Annotated in this window: 6 protein-coding genes and 5 pseudogenes; 1 reads left to right on the top strand and 10 read right to left on the bottom strand. The window is 50.4% G+C overall.

The genetic code is table 11. From position 1 onward, the window contains the following. Positions 1 to 244: 244 nt before the first annotated feature. The 10 genes and pseudogenes from JCM16496_RS14225 to JCM16496_RS14170 form a co-directional block, all read right to left on the bottom strand. Positions 245 to 667, bottom strand: coding sequence for a dihydrofolate reductase family protein (locus JCM16496_RS14225; protein ID WP_004291474.1), 423 nt, complete (start codon positions 665 to 667; stop codon positions 245 to 247). Positions 668 to 946: 279 nt separating this feature from the next. Beyond that, a complete protein-coding gene (locus JCM16496_RS14220) occupies positions 947 to 2269 on the bottom strand; it encodes a sigma-54-dependent transcriptional regulator (RefSeq protein ID WP_004291471.1) in 1323 nt (440 codons plus the stop codon). Next, positions 2262 to 4579, bottom strand: a pseudogene (locus JCM16496_RS14215) (hybrid sensor histidine kinase/response regulator). Before JCM16496_RS14215 ends, JCM16496_RS14220 begins: the two are co-directional and overlap by 8 nt. Next, positions 4579 to 6504 carry a tetracycline resistance ribosomal protection protein Tet(Q) gene (tet(Q), locus tag JCM16496_RS14210; RefSeq protein WP_004291466.1) on the bottom strand — a complete coding sequence of 642 codons (1926 nt, stop codon included), beginning with the start codon at positions 6502 to 6504 and terminating at the stop codon, positions 4579 to 4581. The pseudogene JCM16496_RS14215 and the gene tet(Q) overlap by 1 nt, the downstream one beginning before the upstream one ends. Positions 6505 to 7161: 657 nt before the next feature. Next, positions 7162 to 12975, bottom strand: a pseudogene (locus tag JCM16496_RS23080) (helicase-like domain-containing protein). Beyond that, a complete protein-coding gene (locus JCM16496_RS14190) occupies positions 12965 to 13417 on the bottom strand; it encodes a DUF1896 domain-containing protein (RefSeq protein WP_004304266.1) in 453 nt (150 codons plus the stop codon). Before JCM16496_RS14190 ends, JCM16496_RS23080 begins: the two are co-directional and overlap by 11 nt. Positions 13418 to 13579: 162 nt before the next feature. Continuing rightward, positions 13580 to 15666 (bottom strand): annotated as a pseudogene (locus JCM16496_RS14185) (type IA DNA topoisomerase). A gap of 60 nt (positions 15667 to 15726) precedes the next feature. Then, positions 15727 to 17297, bottom strand: a pseudogene (locus tag JCM16496_RS14180) (DUF3945 domain-containing protein). A 20-nt stretch (positions 17298 to 17317) separates the two neighbouring features. Then, positions 17318 to 17668 (bottom strand): helix-turn-helix domain-containing protein, encoded by a 351-nt coding sequence (locus JCM16496_RS14175; protein WP_004291454.1) that lies wholly within the window; start codon positions 17666 to 17668, stop codon positions 17318 to 17320. Between the two features lie 3 nt (positions 17669 to 17671). Then, positions 17672 to 18096: pseudogene (locus tag JCM16496_RS14170) on the bottom strand (helix-turn-helix domain-containing protein). Between the two features lie 138 nt (positions 18097 to 18234). On the opposite strand from JCM16496_RS14170, the gene JCM16496_RS14165 reads away from it, so the two are divergent. Next, entirely contained in the window at positions 18235 to 18534 is a 300-nt protein-coding gene (locus JCM16496_RS14165; RefSeq protein ID WP_004291426.1) for a helix-turn-helix domain-containing protein, read from the top strand. Position 18535 lies beyond the last annotated feature (1 nt).

Here is an 18535-nt window from a genome sequence, read left to right as displayed (position 1 = left end):
TACAATGGTTCTGTCAATTTTGAAAATTACACTTTGTTTTCTGCGTGCGCACATGAATATAATTGGCAAAAAACGCGGCAGAAAATAAAAAATCCAACACTCAATTTTACAAAGTGCTGGATTTCAGAGGTATAAAATTCAGTATTTTTTCACAAGGACAAATTATCTCCGACTTAAATTGTTTGTAATCGGAACATTTATTCTATTCCTGAAAATAGAAATGTATGCTTGCCGCACATTTTGGCTATCTTGCTTTTTTATCAAGGATATAGATAATGCGACATACACCGTTGGGATAGCTTTTCAAAGAGGAAAGCGTCCAGTGTTGCTCTGGCAGAGCCGACTTAAAAAAATGTCGTCCGCTTCCGGATATGAAAGGAACGGTGTATAGTATGATTTCATCCACAGCGTGCATCCGCAGCAGTCCGTTTATATAGTCTGCCGTGTCCGGTGTGGCTTCCGCGAGGTAACGGATGTTTGTGCAGTCTTTTCTCCATTCGTGCAGCATTGAAATGGAATAGTCCGGTGTCACACGGTAAAAGGCTTTCTTCCTGATTTCATCAAGACCGCAACGGTCAAGGCACAAATCCTGATGTGCTTTATCATATAACTCTGAAGAAAGACATCCGTCCATCGTCAGTACGGCGAGAATCTGAACTTTACCCATAATCGTTTCCTTTCGTTAGGCAAGGGTAAAAAAGTAGCGTGCAATTCACACTACCTTCAAGCGATGGCTCTGGTAAAGCCTTTACGGAGAGTACGTGAATGCACGCTATGCGTAAGCATAGCATAAGCATCACGCAATCGTCTCCGTAGTTCCAATTTACCAGATTTTCGCTTGAAACGCCTTGCGGTCTTATCCTATATGTTGGCGGCGAAAAGCTCCTGCCAATCGCCGTTTTTCTCAAATGTTATGCAAAGATAGCCAAATTCAGTGAATTACGGGCTATGATTGCTTGAATTTATATTTAAGTCCATACTCTTCAAGTTTGCTGTATAGTGTTGTCCTGCCTATGCCGAGCAGTTCTGCGGCGACACTCCGGTTGCCGTTTGCCTGTTTCAACGCACGCAATATCCGCTCCTTATCCTCCGCGTCATTGCGCAAGGCGAAGCTGACAGTAGAGGTCGGTTTCGTCACGGCAAGTTCCAGATGCTCTTTCATGACAACACCTTCCTGCGCCTGCAATACAGCACCCATAACTTTCTGCCGAAGTTCCCGCACGTTGCCCGGCCATGCGTGTGTCAGCAACGCTTTACGTGCTTCGGAACTGAACCCGCTCACGCTACACTCCAGCTCTCTGTTTGCCATATCACGGAAGAACTCTGCCAGCGGCATAATGTCTTCTTGACAGTCACGCAACGGAGGAACGGTTATCCCGAAGTCGTGCAGGCGGTACAGAAGATCCTGCCGAAAACGCTTTTCATTCACCGATACCTCCAAATCTTCATTGGTAGCAGCGATGATGCGGACATTGAAATTCCGGTCTGCCTTGTCTCCGACCGGGCGATACCGCCTCTCCTGTATGGCACGGAGCAACATCTGTTGGGTTTCCAACGCGAGGTTTCCTACCTCGTCCAGAAACAACGTGCCGCCTTCCGCCTCATGGAAATATCCTTTCTTGGCATTGTCCGCACCTGTAAATGCACCTTTGACGTGTCCGAAGAAAGCCGACGGTGCAAGCTCTTTGGAGAGTGAACCGCAGTCCACCGCCACAAATGGCTTGCCTGCACGTTTGCTCTTGTCATGCAACAGGTGGGCAATATGCTCCTTGCCCGTGCCGTTCTCACCAAATATCATCACGCTCATATCGGTGGCGGCTACCAGCCTTATGCGGTGCATGATTTTCTGAAAGGCGGAACCTTCACGGGCGAATATAGGCATACGGCGTTGTCCTGCCTGACGTTCTTTCAGTATGGAACGGATCAGGGGGACAAGTTTATCCTCCACAAGCTGTTTGGGAATATAGTCTATCGAGCCGAGTTTCATGCTTTCCACGGCGGTATTAACTTCGGCGTAGTCGGTCATAATGATGAAGGGCTGCATCTTTCCCTCCTTTCGCATCCAGCACAAAAGGTCTATGCCACTGCCGTCAGGCAGACGCAGGTCGGCAACCACGATATCATTATCTGTTGCCTGTTGCAGATGTTTCTTCGCGGTTGAGAGGTGGTAAGCCTTCATATTGCGGTAGCCCTCCCGTGACAGCATATTGCAGACATATTCGCAATACACGATGTTGTCTTCCACCACAATTATTTTTGTCTTATTCATCTTCGTATTTTCTCCTTTCCTCTTCTGCCAACCGTATTATTTCCACTCCCTTATCCAGCACGGCAGTCACGGCATGGCTTAACGCTTCACCATCCGGGAGAGCATCGCCACGAAGCAATCCGTAAAGTACATTCAGCGGTTGGTCGGCACGGAGCACCTCCCACGAACTGCGCAGGTGGTGGATCAGGGAATCCAGCTTTTGCAGGTCTTTTTCTTTTGCTGCATCCCGTACCGCCTGCATTTCCTTTTCTGTTTCAGTTATCAACTTTTCCAGCATGACGGCTTCATTGCCATAGGACAATAAGGCGGAAAAGTCCGGTTTCCCGTCCGGTGTCGCTTTTATGGCACACCTGTCGGAAACCTCCATCAGTTCCGATATGGAGAACGGTTTGAACAGGCATCCGGCAAAGCCTTTTGCCAATAGTTCCCCTTTGTTACAACTGCCCGAAGCGGTTGCCACAACCACCGGGATTGTTGGTGAATTGCCCACGTTGGACGAACGCAACAGTTCCAGCAATTCGAAACCGTTTATATCGGGCATATTCAAGTCTGTCAGCAACAGGCTGTATTCTTTCTGGCGTATCATTTCCATCAGTGCCGCAGCATCGGTGCAAGTGTCGCAGTGTATTCCTTCTTGGGAATACATCTCTTTCAGCATCAGAAGTAATACCTCATCATTGTCAATGGCGACAACATCATGGAATTTATTGTTATGATAAACAGGTGTATTGCTTGTATATCCAAGCTGTTCTTCAGCTTCCTGCATAGAAATTTCAACTGTGAAACGACTGCCTTTCCCTTTCTTGCTGTCTAAACGGATTGTTCCGCCAAGCATCGACACAATATTACGCATTATGGCAAGCCCAAGCCCGAAACCCTCCTTTGCGGCGGCATTTGATAGACGTTCAAACGCACCGAACGCTTGTTTCTGTTCCTCTTCTGTCATGCCTGTACCTGTATCTTCAACGACCAGTGTCAGAACTCCATTATCATATTCAGTAATCAAAGAAACACCGCCTTCTTCTGTGAACTTGACAGCGTTTGACAGCAGGTTATTCCCGATTTGTATTATTCGCTCTTTGTCGGTCAATACAATGGCATCGTGTCCAGTCTTCACGGACAAGGACAGCCCTTTGTTCACGGCAACAGGCATGAACTCCGTTTCAAGTGTGTGCGTGATTGCTGAAATCCGGCAGGGTGACAGACGGGGCTGTTCCTTGCCGTTGTCCAGGCGGAAGAAGTCAAGCAAAGTGTTAAGCATATCCCGCATACGGTCGGAGGATTGCAGTATGTTTTGGATATACTGCCCGGACTTATCCTCACACTGTTCTTTCCGTATCAGTCCGGCATAGCCTGTTATTGCTGTCAGCGGTGTGCGCAGTTCATGGGTGATAGTATGTACCGCCTTCTTCCTTGACGTTATCAGTGCCTCGTTCCGTTGTACGGATTGTTCCAGTTGCCTTATCAAATCAGTTGTCTTGTGCTTGTATTGTTTAATGCTTTTTGCATCACGATGTATGATGATGTAGGAAATTAACAACAATAGAAGAACGAATCCCATTAAACCGCCTACTTGCATAAATGACTTTTCACGCATGGCAACTATTTCGTTTTCCCGGCTTTGCAGTTCGGTTTGTACCTTTTCTTCTATTTGGCAAATCAATTCTTGCAGTTGTCTGTTAAGTTCTGCATTACGAGCTGCAAGGCTGTCGGCTTGTTCCGACAATTGGCGATCCTGCACTTTCTGTTCGCTGATTACGTTTCTATTGACCGAATGAAGGATAGTGGTTGATACTGCTGGAGTTACTTCCTTTTTTTTGCCGAATATGCCTAAGAAACCTTTTCGTTTTGGCTTTTTGGACTGTTCCTGCACACTTTTCTGTACAATAACCGGAATTTGATTGGCTATCTTCTTGTTAATAGATTGTTGTTCATCCATTAACCGGACTATCTGGAACATCTGTCGTTCCTTATCCTCTAAAAGACTGCGCACACTATCGATGCGCTCTGCTGGATAGGTGGCCTTGAAACGGCAGAGCATACTGTCCATTGCCATACGCCGTGCATGGTAATGCTCGATATCTTTATCGTTCCATTCCAGTATTGTTTCACCCAATAGAGAAAATTTTATCATTTGAATATTGATATTGTTTATTTCTTTTCGGAGCTCGTCTATTTTTTTATTGCCAAGTTCTAATGCTTCTATCTCCTGCCATTCATAGAGCTATTATATGCCATACATCCGATAAGAATGGAGATAAGTATATATCCCAACCGTATTGCCTTATAGAAATTTCCTGACCGCTCCATTATTTTAATGACATTGATTTTTGGAACATGAATAAAAGTTTATCTTTTTCGTTCATGCGGATATTATCAGAATAACCGTCTTTTGTTATTTGATACCCACATGGCTTAACCATAAAAATGCCTAAGCCCTTAGTGTACGAACTTACTTCTGAGGCATAGTCTTTACTTGTATTTAATGGAACTTTCCCTTTAATATGACACCACTCATTATTACAACTGATGTCTTCAATCTCAGACATCAGTTTTTGCAAATCTGTAATAGCTTTGGAACTCGCTACTTGGGGTATCTGCAACTCAAAACAGAGCATCGGTTCGAGAATGTCCACACCTGACTGTTGCAAAGCCAGCCTGAAGACATAAGGGGTCAGCTGTCTGAAATCAGCAGGTGTACTTACCGGGCTATAATACTCGGCTTGAGTAAAAGTTACTTTCAGATCTGTCACTTCCCATCCATGTAAACCAGATTGGCAAGACATACGAATCCCTTCAAAAACGGCATTTTGAAAAGAATGGTTCAGATAACCATAGGAGATGTCACTTTCGATTTGCAACCCTGCCCCTAACGGTAAGGGTTCAAGAGTCAGCCCTATTGTGGCCCAGTAAGGGTTGGGTGGTACTTCGATCTGAATAATCTTATTGACCTTTTTTATAGGTCGTTCTTTGTAGATAGTCTTGATCTCATCAAAATGGACCTTTACGGAAAATCGTTCTTCCAGCAATGTCTGTATGATTTCCTTTTGGGTCAAACCATATAACGAGATTTCCAATTCATCACTATATGAGTTTATGGAAAAGGACAAAGACGGGTCTTCAATCCACAATGTATTCAGAGCGGATATCACCTTGCTTCTCTCTTCGGGCTTATTTGGCCGGACGGAGGATTTGAGAGCGGGATGCTGATGAGATAATCCTTGAATCAAACAAGGTTTAGCACCTAAATAATCTCCGATTCGAAAATCTTCTATATCTTCTACAATCGCGATATCATTGGCACCCACTTCATCAACATTTATCTCTCTGCCCTGATAAATAGTCTTTAGATTTTTAATCTTGATGAATTTTTCCGAATCGTTGATTCTTACAACGTCTCGAAGTCTCAGACTTCCGTCAATTATTTTAAGAAAACTTCTTTTATGCCCTTTGGGGTCATGCTCTATCTTATAGAGATAAGCTGAAAGTCTGTTTGAGACTGATGCCGGAGGAAGTATAAAAGAAGAAATGGCGTCCAACAACTCATTGATACCGATATTGAACATTGCTGATCCATGTAGCACCGGATAGACTTTGGCTTTTGCCACAAGAGCGATTATCGTATTCCAATAATCAGCCGGTGAAATTTCGCTATCCGCCAAATATCGTTCTAATATATCGTCGTCATGGTTGCATACAAATTCTTTGTATTCTTCCTTTATATATGTTTGGGAGCAAACCGGATAAACCGATCCATCGACAACAGTTTGCATAAACAGGACATCTTGCGACAGATTTGTTTTTATATCCATATACAAACGCTCCAAATTCACACCGGCACGGTCAATCTTATTGATAAATATAATTGTCGGGATTTGCAGCTTTTGTAAAGTACTGAACAGCAACTTTGTCTGCGCTTGTATGCCTTCCTTTGCGGATAAGATGAGGACTGCTCCATCAAGCATTTTGAATGTCCGCTCCACTTCCGCAATAAAATCCATGTGTCCCGGAGTGTCAATGATATTGCATTTCACTCCATTCCAGATAATAGATGTCGTAGAAGCCCGGACAGTAATTCCTCTACGTTTCTCTATATCCATAGAGTCCGTTATGGTGTCACCATTATCCACACGGCCGCACTTTTCCGTTGCTCCACTGGCAAACAGCAGATTCTCGGTTACGGAAGTTTTTCCTGCATCAATGTGAGCAAGAATTCCTAAATTTATAATATTCATTTGGATTAAGCAATAATATACTACAGTAGATGCATTGTCGAAACGCACCTTTTAATACCTCCTCGTAGCATATGAGAACTACAGGATTACTAACTCGTATTAATATGTATATTATTACTGCCGCATAACGATTACAAAATTACACAAAAAAATATATCTAACAAAAGTGGGAGGATTTTTTAACTTTTTACCATAGACATTTTATTAGGGAAGCGTAGGTTCAACTGGCAAGTACAAATAAGTAGAAATGTTTGAACAACACCGTTTTAGGAAGTTGAAAAATCAAGTTTCTCTCTCGGTATAGCGTTTATTTTGGCCAATATCTTCTTTAGTTTAGCATTTGTGTATTTCCCATTCGTGTTCTATTTAGCTCCTTATTATGAGTATGTAGCAAGTTACTTATCAAATTCAGCCTCTTTGAGGGTCAAATATGGTTTTGCAAATGGTGACTGACAAGACATAAACAAGGTCAGCAGGAATTTTTTACATAAATGGACATGAATGTATATAACCTAAAATAAGAATAAATTTTAATAAGGGCTGCCCAAAAAGAAAAAAATGCAGTTGCCATCCTATAGATACTTGCAGAAAGGATAAAATTTACTTTTAGACCTTTTGGGATAGCCCTTATTAATACTTCAGATAAAATTCCTTAGGTTATATTTTCAATCCTTTGGACCGGGTTTCCTCCTTGGCATACAGTCCCGGACGCCCGATTATGACATGGTTGGCAACGATACTATCCGCCGGACTGCGTATCTGCGGCGGTGCATTTTCGGGATATTGCGCCTGCCTGTTCCTCACATCTTCCGCTTCCGGCTTGAGCTGTTGCCCTTCATTCTCCTTTTCTGCGACTTCGGGCGTGGGTGGCGCAAGCTCCAGCTGAATTTTTCGGTCAAGGGCGGCAAGTTCGGACTTCAACTGCTTCAGCTCGTCCTCCTTCTTCCACACCTTACCCGCTATCTCCTGTAACTGCGGTATCTCCATCTCCAGCACCTCGTTCTTCGCCTTGTACTGGTCGATGATGGAGGGTATCCTCTCCATCGCGTTGAGGAAGTTGCGGGCGGCGGCCAACGGGTCAGCCATCGCCAGATGCCCGTTGTTGTAGGTGTACTTGTAGTTCCCCTCGACCACGAAGCGGTTGTCGGTGAACTCCAATCCCTCTTTGAGTATCCTTTCGCTCACCACCTTTATCGGAAAACCGTAAAGTTCACCGACCTGCGTGTACAACCCTCCGGTCGTGGCATTCTTGGCTATCTCCTGCAAACGCTTTCCGATGACCTTCTCATCGGCGGAATCCACTCCGTCCACCTTTATTATATTAAGGCGGTTGCCCTCCTTGTCGGTCTGCACCACCGACAGGAAGCGGTTCCAGTCCTCCGTCATGGCATCTATGAAAGCCGTGTTGTTGCGCAACTCGCCGGTCTTTGACTCCAGCTTGAACTCCGAATCACGCTTGCCCTTGTTGAACGACTTGCGTTCCCCTTCGAGCGATGCGATCCGCTTTTCCAGTTTCGCCTTGTCCAACAGGTCGGTATTGCCGGAGAGCAACGCCATGTATTCCGAGAAATTCATGCCCGATTTTTCGTCCATTGCCCCCTCGTCGATGGTACGCGCACCCATCGCACCGCTTTTGAGCTGGCTTATGAAAGTCTGCTTGCAGTGCAGGAGGTTGAACTTGTAGCTGTCCAGTGACTTCTCCACCGCGTAGATGATTACATCCACGTTGTTCCCGGCGAAATGTTTGGCAATCTCATTACCTGCCCTAACTCCGCGTCCGTCACGCTGTTGCAAGTCGGACGGTCGCCACGGCGTATCGAGATGATGGATAGCCACACACCGTTTCTGGGCGTTCACACCCGTTCCGAGCATAGAGGTAGAGCCGAACAGCACACGCACCGTCCGGCGTTCATGGCGTCTATCACCGCCTTCCGCGCCTTGTCGGTCTTGCACTCCTGAATGAAGCGCACCTCGCTTGGCGGTATACCGTAGTCCTCCGTCAGTTTGCGCTTGATTTCCGAATAGACGTTCCACCCGTCGCCCGGCTGGTATGTCCCCAAATCAGAGAAAACGAACTGCGTGCCTTTCTGGGCGTCGTATTTTTGATAATACTCCGCGATCATCTTGGCACAGTGACTCGCTTTGTTGTCGGGATGATCTTCGTAATTCGGGTCTATCATGCGCATGTCGAGTGCCATTTTCCGGGCATAGTCCGTGGCGATGAGCATCTTCGCCTTTTCTTCCGTTTCCGAAAGCGGCAGCCTGCCCAACAAGGTGGCATCGCCCGTCTTGGCGAACTGCATCAGTTTCTGTATGAAGTCCTCCTGTTCCGGCGTGGGCGGTATATGGTGCAGTATCTCGTTCTTGGCAGGACGGTCAACGCCCACATCCTCCGCCGTGCGGTAGTCCGTGATTTCATTATAGAAGGCGGCAAGCTCCGGCACTTTGATGAAGTAGCGGAAACGCTCCTTCTGGACCACATTGTTCGTCACGTTAAATTCAAAATCCGTCGTCTTCTTGGCAAATATCGCCGCCCAAGCGTCGAAACACCTTATGTCCTGCCGTTCCAGCTCCTTCGGGCGCAGGTACTTGAACAGCAGGTACAATTCAGTCAGTGAGTTGCTGATAGTCGTGCCGGAGAGGAAGGTCGCACCCAAGTCTTTTCCTGTGCGCTCCTGTATGGTGCGTATGGCAAAGAGCATGTTAAGTGCCTTCTGGCTTCCCTCGCTGTTTCCCAATCCCGCCACACGGTCGTGGCGCGTGTTGAAAGTCAGATTCTTGAACTGGTGGCTCTCATCTATGAAGATGTGGTCGATGCCCATCTGCTTGAAATCCACCACGTCGTCCGTGCGTGACTTTATGGCGTGTTCCACCTTCTCCAGCTTCGCTTCAAGGTTGTGCTTGCGCTTCTCCAATCCTTTCAGCATCGCCCGCGACACGTTCTTTCCCTGCTGCCGTAGCACTTCGAGGTTTTCCTCCACCGTGTCAAGCTCTGCTTGCAGGATGCGCTGCTGCAATTCCGGCGACTGCGGTATCTTGCCGAACTGGTCGTGCGACATGATGACGCAATCGTAGTCGTTGTTCTTTATATTATTGAAGAAGCGCACACGGTTGGCGGTCGAAAAGTCCTTCTCCGAAGCGTACAGAATACGTGCGTTGGGATATGCCGCCTGATAGGTGGCTGCAATCTCCGCAACGTTGGCTTTCAGCCCGATAATCATCGGCTTGTGTGCCAAATTCAGACGCTTCATCTCATGCGCGGCGATGCACATTATCAGCGTCTTACCGGTTCCCACCTCGTGGTCGCAAATTCCGCCGCCGTTCTGTTTCAACATCCAGACGCAATCCATCTGTGAGGGATAGACGCTCTTGATACCCCGGCTTGCCAGCCTTTCAGGTTGAGGTCGGGAAAGGTCTGATGGGAGCCGTCGTAGCGCGGGCGCACGAAACAGTTGAACTTGCGGTTATACATCGTCACAAGCCGCTCCTTGAACTGCGGCGACTGCTCTTCGAGCCATTCGGAGAAGCCGTTTCGTATCTCGTCAATCTTGGCGTTGGCGAGTTGTATTCCCTCGCTGTCGCGCATCTTGATGTCGTTGCCATGCTCGTCCTTGCCGATGGACTTCATCATGTCAGGGCAGGTGTTGTGCAGGGCGTGTTTTAGGAGGTGCATACCGTCATAGTTCCGGTAATACCCCTTCACCAGAAACTCGTCCGTGATTTTCATGGTGCGGTAGCCGCACACCACCGAAAACTCGTCCATGCTTGCGGAATAGGCGATTTTCACCTCCGTGTCGAACAGCCGGCTCATGTAGGCGGCATAGACACCCGTCGGAATCCAGCGTTCCCCGAAATTGAAGTCCAGATCCTCGAAGGCGATGCGCTGCGGCTCGGCATCTTTCAGAGCCTCCAACGCCTGCTTCACCTCCGGCATACGCTCATTTTCGGGATTGTCACCCATCCATGCCTCTATGCGTTCCGCTTTCTCTATGACATTTCCGGCGATGAAACGGTCTTTGATTTCGTAACCGGTCACGAGCGGATTGTAGTAGATGCGCCCTTGCAGGGCAGTGAGCAAATCCTCCGCCGTGCTGTCGGTTATCTCCCGCATATAGTCGAGATTGACCGTACCATATTTGTTGAGCGACGCAGACAGGGCTTCTTCGGGAGAGCCTACGTTGGCATGGCTCTCCACCGCGAAGGAAACAGGATGCTCGAAGATGTCCGCCTTGACGAACTTTCCGTTTTCCATCCGTTCCAGCGAAAGGATGTCGCGCCCGCCCGCATCCATCATCACTAACTTCACGTTCTGCTTGGCGTTGAGGTTGCCGTAGCGCATGACAAACTCATCGTAACAGGTATTCAGATGCTCTCGCCACGGAACATTTGCCTCGCGCCGGAGCGATTCATAACGGTACAGACGCTCGTAGGCGTCACGCAGCGACACATACAACAACGCCTTTTCCTTCTGGTATCCTTTCAGGTCGAGCGGCTGGAATGTCGCCCCGTATGGCGTGATGTCTTTCAGGTAGCCGATGTTATGACGCCCCCGGTCAGCCACCAGCGACCCTTCGCGCAGGTGCATCTCCGGCGTGCGGTGGTAGGCACGCGGAGAAAGGTCCACGACTTCCTCCTTCGGCTTTTCCGCTTCGATGTCGGGGAAAAGGAAAGTCCCCACCGCTTCCGATGGGGTATCTGTAACGGCAGGTGCGGCGACTGCCTCCGGCTGTGTTTCCTCCTGTCGTGGCTGCTCACGGGAAGTTTCCGGCACGGCTTTCACTTCCGTCTTTTCCGCCACTTGTTTCTCGTTATGCTGCCTTGCCAGTTCCCGAAGTTCTTTCCTACGCTCCGGCGTCAAACCCATCATCATTTCATAGAAACCGTTGATGGGAGGATTGGTATCCCAGTCCAGTGTGGCATAGATGTCGTCCGGGTCGGCAGGCTTGGCGGTGTTCTCCGCTTTCACCTCCTTATTCTCCATTGCGGGTTTTGCAGTTGGAGCTGTCGGTGTAACCGTGACTTTCGGTTTGGGCGGAGTGGACTTTGCCGTAACTGCCTTTTTCACCGTCTTTTTCTTTTTGGAGGTTTTCGGTTGGCTGACCTCTTCCGTCATCCCCCAGAGGTCAAGCAGGGTGAGCTGCACGCCTGCGGAATATTGCGGGCGCGGTTCTATCTCCGGCTTTTCATCTGCGGGTTGCGGCTTTTCTGTCGGAGTTTCCACCGTCTGCGCCGAGGATACTGTTTCCAATTTTATGGCAGGACGCTCTACTTTATTTTGAACGGCAACTTTTTCTTCCGTTCCTGCCTGCCGGATTGAACCCGAATACAAGCGCATGGCAAGCCTGTAATGGAAATCCTCGTCGAGCATACGGCGCAAATCCCCGGCGATGCCTGCTGCCTTGCCCTCGTGCAGATAAACCATAGCGGGCTTCCCGTAGGGTCTGTGTCAAGTTTCGCCATCGTATGCACGATGCGTTCCGGGTGGTGGATGAAATAGGCGTTGTCGGTCAGGGCGGTTTTCGTGTCCGTCTGTATCACGGTCATCAGCCGCTCGTCCTGCGACATTTCCTTCTTGCTGAGGTTCTTTTGCAGGACAATCAGGTCACTGCCCACCTCCGTGCCCGCGTTGTCCGTGAACAGGTTGTTGGGCAGGCGTATCGCGGATACCAGATTGGCCTGACTGAACAGCTCGTTACGCACGGAGGTCTTGGTGCTATTCAATACCCCTTGCGAGGTGATGAACGCCACGATACCGCCGTCACGCACGGCATCCAGTCCTTTGAGAAAGAAATAGTTGTGGATGGTTTTCTGGGCGGAGCGTCTGCCGAAAGAGTCGCTCCGCTGAAACTCCGCGTCGAACACGGCAATGTCACCGAACGGAATGTTGGACACCGCCAAGTCGAAATAATTGTTGAACGGTCTTTCGATTTTCTCAAAACCGCAGGTGCGCATTTTCTGGTCGGGATAGAGATGCCTCAAGATTGTACCCGTGAGCAGATCCTTCTCGAAAGCCATCACATCCGCATTGGGGCTGTGCCGCAGCATGGAATCCACGAACACGCCGACACCTGCCGACGGTTCGAGCATACGGGCGGGGCGGACGCTGTAATCTGCCAGCACGTCCGCGATGGTGTCGGTTATCTCTTTGGGGGTGTAGAAAGCGGTCAGCACGGACGCTTTCAGCGAATCCACAAACCGCTTGTACTCTGTTTCGTCCTTGCTGTTCTCACGGATAAGCCTGTGCAGCTCCACCGTCGGGGCGAACAGTTCGAGGTCGGATTTCGCCCACCGGACGGCATCCGTCAGTTCCTTTGCAGGGTTGAGGATACATTTCAGACCGCCGAAACCGCAGTACCTTTGAAGTATGGCACGCTCTTCGGTTGTCGCTGTCCTATTTTCCCTGTCAAGGATGAATGCCGTCCGTATCGCCTCGATGTTGTCCCGCAGTTTCTGTTTGCGGTTAAACGCCATATTCGTCTAAGTAAAGGACGGTTGCTCCCGTCAGCTCCGTGTAGAGCAGGTCGTAATCGGAAGACAGGGCGAAATTGTCATCCGAGAGGTCATAGACGGAGAACACGTTGCCGACAAGCGGCAGCAGTTTCAGGACAAAGGCTTCACGCTTCTCTTCCGGCACTTCATCGGCAAACTCGTTTTCCACGACTTCGCGGAGGATGGCGTAACGGGAATAATGCAGCCCGCGCAGCAGCGTGTCCATCGCCAGTTCCTGCGCACCATCGGCGGGATAGCCTTCAAGCCGTGCCCTCTCATACGTTTCGGCGGCACGGTCGGCCCGTTCCCGTATGAAAGCGGTGTCGTCAGCCTGTTCAAACTTGTTCGTGCGGAGATAGTCCAGCAGGTACAGACCGTAATAGGAAAAGTCGGTCTGACCCTCGTTTTTCTTCTTGTTGTTCATTACTTTGGATTTAGCGGATTGATAATTAACGGGATAATCGGTTGGAAAAAGGAAGAAAAAGGCACTCGGTATCCCTCCGAGTGCCACCACTAAATCCAAAGTATGAGTGTAATCCGGTATCGAAGAACAATTCATTACTCTGAACAAGTGGCAAAGTTAATACTATTTCTTCCGTCCTGAAAATTTCTTGTCCTTTTTAGCCTCCGGGAACACAAAAGTCGTGTTATATTCCCCGTCAAAGGCGACAACAGCATCGAAACTCTTGCCCTGTTTGCTCTTGAACCCTTTGAGCAGCTTGGTATGCCCTTCGGTGAGCAGGTCTTTGATTTCATCGTCGGACAGGGTGCGTCCCGCTTTCAGCCGGAACACGGGCAGTCCGCACTCCGTGTTGTCGCAGCGTACCACCTTGCCGTAGAACCGCATCCTGCCCGTGCCACACTTGGGACACGCGCAGCCGGAGTCACGGCTGCCGAAGAGCTTGTCGCACGAGATCAGTTCGGAGGTTATCTCACGTGTGTACGCCTCTATCTCCTTGCGGAAGGTGTCGTCGGACAGTTCCCCGCGCTCGATACGCGCCAGCTCCTTTTCCCATTCGCCCGTCATGGCAACATCGGCGATGCGCATCGTCTTGACGACGGAATTGAGGGCAAGTCCTTTTTCGGTGGGAACAAGCGACTTCTTGCAGCGTTCCATGTAACCGCGCTTGAAAAGCGTTTCGATGATGGAGGCGCGTGTGGCGGGAGTACCGATGCCACAGTCCTTCATCGCCTGCCGCAGTGCGTCGTCCTCAATTTCCTTGCCCGCCGTTTCCATTGCCGAGAGCAGGGTGGCTTCGGTATGCAGCGGCTTGGGTTTGGTCTTTCCTTCGGTAATGGACGAGCCTTTCGGTGTCAGCGTGTCGCCTTCCTGCCAGCCGGGATGGTAATTTCCTCTTTTTCCTCGCCATAGACGGCACGCCATCCGGTTTGCTTCACGACGCTGCCTTTTACGGTAAACTCCACTCCGGCACATTCCGCCGTGACAGTGGTCACATCCTTGACGCATTTCTCAGAGAATGCCTCGACCATGCGCCCGGCAATCATCTGATAGATGGTATTGTCCTCTTTGGAGAGGAAGAGCGGTTTCTCACCCGTGACGAGCAGGGCATGGTGGTCTGTCACCTTGCCGTCGTCCACGCTGCGGCGTGTCGGGGCGGCTTTTGCCCGCACCTTGTCTTTCCATTCGGGCTGTGTGCCGATGAAAGCGAGCAGTTTGGGAATTTCGGCAAACACGTCTTCGGGGATGTAGCGGCTTCCCGTTCTCGGATAGGTTATCAACTTCTTTTCGTAGAGTTTCTGCGCGATTTCAAGCGTCTGTTCCGCCGTGAAGCCGTGCTTGGCGTTGGCTTCTTTCTGGAGCGTGGTCAGGTCGTAGAGCAAGGGAGTTTCCTCCGTCTTCTCCTTGCGCTCGGCTTTCGTGACAGTGGCGCAACCTGCCGCCTTTACCTTATTATATAGTTCCATCGCCGGTTCTTTCTCTTTCCATTTCTCGGAGGATGAGAATTTCACGACTTCGCCGTCGCAACCGTCCGTTGCGATATGGAGCTGCCAGAATGCTTCGGACGTAAAGCGGCGGTTCTCCCAGTAGCGTTCACATACCATAGCCAACGTTGGTGTCTGCACCCGCCCCACGGAATACGTGCCGTGTCCGGCGGCGATGGATAACGCCTGTGTGCCGTTGATGCCCACGAGCCAGTCGGATTCGCTCCGCGCTTTGGCGGCGAGGTAGAGGTTGTCGTATTTGCTGCCGTCTTCGAGTTTCCGCAGTCCCTCGCGGATAGCTTTGTCGGTGAGAGAGCTGATCCACAGGCGCACGAAAGGAGTGGTGCAACCCGTATAGTGGTAGAGGTAGCGGAAGATAAGCTCTCCCTCGCGTCCGGCATCGGTCGCCACGATGATATGTTCGCTTGTGTCGAACAGTCTTTTGATGACTTTTATCTGCGACACCACGCCGCTGTCGGGCTTGTAACCTTTCTCCGTCCTGACCTGACGGGGGACGAGCGTGAATGTGTCGGGAATAATCGGGAGGTTGTCACGGACAAATCCGCGCACGCCGTAGCCGTCGGGCATGGCAAGCTGAACGAGGTGTCCGAATGCCCATGTCACGGCATAACCGCCTCCCTCGAAATATCCTTCCTCTCTCTTTGTCGCGCCCACGATGCGGGCGATTTCACGTGCCACGGAGGGCTTTTCTGCAATGATTGTCTTCATGTCTTCTTCTTTTTTGTTGATACTTTGGATTTTATTTTGGATTCAGTGGCGGACACGGGATTACATTTTCATGCCCTTGCCCGTTTTCTTCTGCGGCTTCTCCTGCTGCTGTTGCTGGCGGGCGTCCTTCGGGTTGGTCTGACCTTTCTGCAACGGCTCTCTCAGATTCTTTGTAGCCTCGTTGGTCTTGCCATCGTTGTTCACCGCCACCTGCGTGCGGCTCTCGTTGGACGGAGCAACCTGCTGTGCATTGTCAGGGTTCGTGTCGTAGCGGTACGGGCGTCCCTTCTCCGGGTTGAACTTGATATACATCGTGGCATGGAAGCCCTGCTTGTCGGTCACGTTCTCCAGCTTCACGGCTTTACCCGCCACATAGTCGGCTTTCTGCTGGTCGGTGAAGCTCACGCCGCTCCATTTGCTGATGGGGCGGATGCTGCCGTCCTCGTTCGTCCACGTGTTGCGGCGTTGCTCCTTCTTGGTCTGTGCGGCATTTTCCCCGCCCTGCGCCTGACTTTTCGATGTGTCGCCTTTGGTTTCCTGTGTCTGTGCGGTACGGGGCGACTTGCCGGTTCCCGGCACGAACTCCACGCCGCGCTGCTCCACGTTCACTTGCAGGGTGGTGACGAACTTTCTGCCGTCGTTGCGCTCGATGAGCTTGTCGCGTACGGGCAGTCCGGCGCGGAGCATGTCCCGCTCCTGCGTGGTGATTTCCGTCTTGCCGATGCGCTCCGGGATGCGCACCCTGCTTGCCGGAATGTCCGTGATTTCATTCGTCTTGCGGTCGATGCTGATGTAGGAGGGGATGATCTCGCCCGTTTCCCTGTCCACAATGTCCACGACCCTACCGAGATTGCCCGTTTCGCGGAGGTTCTTCCGGTCATTGTCGGAGAATTTGTGTTCCTTGTACTCATCCAGCTTCTGCTCCTTGCGGATGAAGTGCGGCACGAGGCTGATGTTTCCCTCACCGTCCTTCTTGAAGGAGAGGCGGGCGTCCAGCTCGAATGATTCGCCGCCGAAGGTCGGTTTGACCTTTACCAAGTCGGACTTGCCATAGTTGAGCATCTTCGTAAGGTCGCCGGACTTTTCAAGGTTGTCCCGCTTTACGCCCCATCTGTCCTCCAGCTCCTGCCAGTTGATTTTACTCTCGTCGATGGCTGGTAGCCACGTTTGCCCTGCATCTGTTCGGATTTGTCCTGTTGCTGTTCTTTCCGTTGTTCCATGTTCTCCTGTTTTTGAGGTTCTTGTTTCTCTGTCTGTTGTGCTGCCATCTCTTCCTGCACCTTCTTCTCATAGTCGGAGGTGTCCACCTTGTGAGGGGCGAGCAGCTCCTTGTTCGCTTCGGGGTCTTTCAGCAGTTGCTTCATCACCTCTAAGAGATTTTCAGCTTGGTCTGCCGCAATGCGGTAGAAACCGAAGCGGCTGGGTTCCTTGCACTGCCGGAAGAAGTTCTTGAAGAAGTTGTCCAGCACGTCGCCATGTCGGTCGAATTGCAGGAAACTCTGCGCGTTCTCCGCTTTTGCGGGGGTGCGCTTGGGTGTGCCGTCCGCGTTCAGCCCGGCTACCACGCTGATCTCGCCTGTCTTCTCGTCACGGACTACCAGCACGTCCTTTTCGTCTTTTTTCTTTGCCATCTGAAAAATGTTTTAATGGGTTATTTATGAAAGAAATTATGGATACGAGCCTTGTAGAAGGCTATATCTTCCTTTTTGAAGTCCTTGATATGGTTGGAAAGGAATGTCAGCACGTCCTCCTCGCTGTAATAGGTCTTCTTGCCCAGCGTCTTGTAGGGCAATGCGCCTACGCTGCGGTAGCGTTGGAGGGTGCGTTTGCTTATCTGGAGCAACATGCACAAATCCTGATTGTCGAAAAGGCGGATGCTTTCCGTGATAGTGGGCTGTTTCCCCTCAGCCTTCATCGCCAGCAGCAGTTCGTCCTGACGGTCGAGCCGTTCCATCAGCTTCTGCATCCAGCCCTCGAAGTTGTTTCGTGTGAGCAGTTCCATGACCTATGTCCTCCTTCCTTTTGGTTTGCCGCCCGTGCGCAGCGTGTGGTTGTGGAACAGGGTGTCTATTGTCCCTTCCTCGTTCCTTACTGTGTTGTCCTCCAATAGCCGCAGTATCTCGGAAAGGCGGTAGCGGCAGCTTCCGCGTACCACCACATACTCGATACGGTGGTCGGTGCGCATACGCTGCATGGTGCGCTTGCTCACGTTGAGCATCTTCGCCGCCTGTGCCGTGTCAAGCAGCTTGTCTTCGGTTTCCCGCTTCCGTTTCTTCTCGTCCCTTGCCTCGCGGATGTACCTGCGATGTTCGCAATCTGCGCCATCATCTCCTTGTAGGCGGAACTTTCCATTGTTATCACTTTCATGTTCAGTCCTTTCTTTTTGTTTCTGCGACAAAATTCGGCAATAAACAAAAGGGGCTTTAACAACTCACTACGTGACTCACGTAAGATTTTTGCGGAAGATGGCTCCGTAACCCGGTCAAACGGCGCAACAGGCAGCCTTTCAGCGGAAAACGATACGTCTTGTATGCCGTTTCGTTACCTTTGCGGCAAACTCTAAATGACATGAATATGGAAATAGTATCTATCGAGAAAAAGACTTTCGAGATGATGGTGGCGGCATTCGGCGCACTCTCGGAGAAGGTCGCCGCCCTGAGGCGCAAAAGCGACACGGGGCGCATGGAAAGATGGCTCACGGGCGAGGAGGTCTGCGGGCAGTTGAGAATAAGCCCGCGCACGTTGCAGACGCTGCGTGACAGGCGGCTTATCGGCTACTCGCAGATAAACCGCAGGTTCTATTACAAGCCAGAGGAGGTGAAGCGGCTGATACCGCTTGTCGGCACGCTCTATCCGCACGGCAGATGAT

This window comes from Bacteroides rodentium JCM 16496 (assembly GCF_000614125.1).
GTDB lineage: Bacteria > Bacteroidota > Bacteroidia > Bacteroidales > Bacteroidaceae > Bacteroides > Bacteroides rodentium.
The sequence above is the reverse complement of the archived record's forward strand: the minus strand, read 5'-3'. Positions and strand labels throughout refer to the sequence as shown.

Bases quoted from the DNA above. Each gene is read 5' to 3' on its own strand.
- JCM16496_RS14175 (WP_004291454.1), bottom strand. From the start codon at position 17,668: ATGGAACTGCTCACACGAAACAACTTCGAGGGCTGGATGCAGAAGCTG.
- JCM16496_RS14220 (WP_004291471.1), bottom strand. From the start codon at position 2,269: ATGAATAAGACAAAAATAATTGTGGTGGAAGACAACATCGTGTATTGC.
- JCM16496_RS14190 (WP_004304266.1), bottom strand. From the start codon at position 13,417: ATGAACAACAAGAAGAAAAACGAGGGTCAGACCGACTTTTCCTATTAC.
- JCM16496_RS14165 (WP_004291426.1), top strand. From the start codon at position 18,235: ATGAATATGGAAATAGTATCTATCGAGAAAAAGACTTTCGAGATGATG.
- JCM16496_RS14225 (WP_004291474.1), bottom strand. From the start codon at position 667: ATGGGTAAAGTTCAGATTCTCGCCGTACTGACGATGGACGGATGTCTT.